We start from the raw sequence: 2,474 nt of genomic DNA, 5'->3' as shown, positions 1-2,474 counted from the left end.
TTTAACTGAAATCTCAACACCTAATTTGATGAGCCCAATTTTATAGGAGGTTTTATGGATACAAAAAAGCGGATGGCACAATTAGACGATGAACATCTAGCATTTCGTAGAAAAGCCAGTGAATTGGAATGGGATTATCACGATATGAAACGGGAAGCTAGAAATTTTTCGGAAGAAATGAGCAATTGGGTTATATCATTCTGTCGTCACAGTTCGCCTGCTGATTCATCTTATATATTACACCAAATTGAGGAAAATCGAGAAGATTTCGAGCGGAAAATAAGGCGTTACGAAGATCGACTGAATGAAGTCTGTCAAGAAGAAAATCGCTTGTACAATAAAAAATTGAACGAACTGAAGAAAGAAACAAGGTAATCATGGCTTCACTTTTCCTTCGGACGAATCCATCAGACAGGCTAAGCTTGTCTTTTTTGTTTTGAGGAAGAGAGAAGGTGAGATGAGACGAGCTTGAAGAGTCTGGGACAATATGACTTTGTCTGATCAAGAGGTTCGAAGATTGTAATTAGGTCTTAAGAAAGACATAAAGAATGAAAGCGAAGGTATTTATAGGATTTGAAATAAAACTTTTTTATGTAAAATATTCAAGATACTATAAACAGATATTTAAAAGCGCTTTTATATATGATATACTATAATTAAAAAATAAAAGCATTTTTATAAAGGTGTGAGGTGGGTAAACAGTGAAGAAAAAAAATTTGCGATCATTGTAGTTCTTATGGTTTTAATTTCGGGAGGAGTATTATATATGCTAAATGTACAAAAGAGTTCGACAGGACTAGATGCAAAAGAAGAAAAAGTCATCAAACATGGTTTTCGATTGTTGGAAGAACAGATTGGAACATATATCAAAGAAAACTACTCAGGAATCTCTAAAATAGAATTCTCGCCTATTTTCGTCCAAGGTGGTAAGGACAATCCTCCATTCACAGCGGACGTCCTTCCAGTAATCTATGATGATGAGGGAAATAGAGCAGTTTTAGGAGGCCAAATCGGGAAAACTGGTTATCCTTCTTATGGAATACTCTCAGGATTACTTTTAAATTTTGATCATAATGATAATGAAATTATTGAATTAGAAAACTCTGCAAAGGGATTAGGGGTTGAAATAGATGTAAGTAATGCTAAAACCCTACCAGATGATGCTAAAATAAAAACAGATATTAAAGAGATTGATAATAATATTGCAGCATTAGTTGATATTGGGAAGTTAAAAAATATCAAAAAAACAAAACAGGAAGTCCTAATATAGAAATAATCTATAACTTGGAAATCAAAAGAGGAGAATATTGGAAATGGCATTGACTCATAGAGATATTCAAAAGTTGCACAAAGTGGTTCGAGAGTGGAAATATCTTGAACAGGGAACAAGAAGATCAATAACGATTGGCGGACCAGAATACGAAATCATCAATTCTGAAAATTCCGCAACTGAAGCTATTGCTGTCGCTCCTATTGTAAATAATAAAACTGATTATTCAAAGACCATTGTCTTAACGGCCGGTACACAGAACAAGATTAATCCATTGGAAAACTCTTTTGGTCAGATAGGCAATACCGTGAAATCTGTAATAGGTGCTGCTGACGCCGCCTATGGCTCAGGTTTAAGTCCCCAATATGATACATTGGATAAATTTTTCGCGGAAACACAGAGACGCTTGGAGGAGAAAGGAGTGGAAGGTGGTCAAATTTGGTATTCATCTGCTCATAGTCAAGGTGGAGTACCAAATGTAAAGCTTTCAGTAAAATATAAGATTAAAGAGATTGTTAATTTCTACGATTGGGGCGCTAAAAAGGCTGTAGACAGTGGACATTTCACAAAATCAGAGCTGAAGTTTTTAGAAAATCATGCGATAATTTACTCAGATTCTGGGAAGGAAATTACAGGATGGGACGGGAACGGAGGTGCTATTCCCTATGGTCAAGTTCGCGTTTTTGAAGGAAAAAGCCATAATATTCAAACTCCATATTTAAAAGGTAATAATTTTGATTTTGATAAGTATATTAAAAGAGGTGAATTTGTTTCTGGTATGACTGAAAAGCAGGTCAGAAAAGCTATTGAAGTAAGAAATAAAGCTACCAAAAATGGAAAAAACAAAGAGTTTTTACCAAGTACAAACCCTAATTATTATTTGATGCTATATAAAAAGATTTATGGAGACTTTGCTCCAGAACCTTCTAAGCAAGAACTACTCACTTTAAATAGACAACGCATTGGTGAACTGCACGCTTCCTTGAAGACTAGTTCAGGCAGTCAAACGATTAGTTTGAGAGAAGAATTAGTTCGTACAAGCGCGCAAACTGCTCAGCTACAAGCTGAGGAATATGAGCAGGCGATCAAAGATAAACTTGCAAATGCCAAGGAAAGTGTCATTCAGCACATAATAGAACTGCGATCGGCAGCGTATACGCTGGCTCATAACCTTTCTGGTGGAGAGATAGAGGATTTACTATCC

The 2,474-nt window shown here is 35.7% G+C and carries 2 protein-coding genes and 1 pseudogene; all 3 read left to right on the top strand.

Going from position 1 to position 2,474, the window contains the following annotated elements:
• Nucleotides 1-54 precede the first annotated feature (54 nt).
• Nucleotides 55-375, top strand: a complete 321-nt coding sequence (locus tag SCRDD08_RS06275; protein WP_061422887.1) for a hypothetical protein — start codon at nucleotides 55-57, stop codon at nucleotides 373-375.
• A gap of 361 nt (nucleotides 376-736) precedes the next feature.
• Nucleotides 737-1,323 (top strand): annotated as a pseudogene (locus SCRDD08_RS06270) (hypothetical protein).
• Nucleotides 1,314-2,474: hypothetical protein (locus tag SCRDD08_RS11670; RefSeq protein WP_061422886.1), on the top strand; the 1,161-nt coding region annotated here is incomplete at its 3' end. The pseudogene SCRDD08_RS06270 and the gene SCRDD08_RS11670, both read left to right, overlap by 10 nt.

Origin of the sequence: Streptococcus cristatus (assembly GCF_001578775.1) — a bacterium.
Lineage (GTDB): Bacteria > Bacillota > Bacilli > Lactobacillales > Streptococcaceae > Streptococcus > Streptococcus cristatus_A.
This window is presented reverse-complemented; position numbering and strand designations above follow the sequence as displayed.

Coding starts and splice junctions, on each gene's coding strand:
- SCRDD08_RS06275 (WP_061422887.1), top strand. CDS start 55: ATGGATACAAAAAAGCGGATGGCACAATTAGACGATGAACATCTAGCA.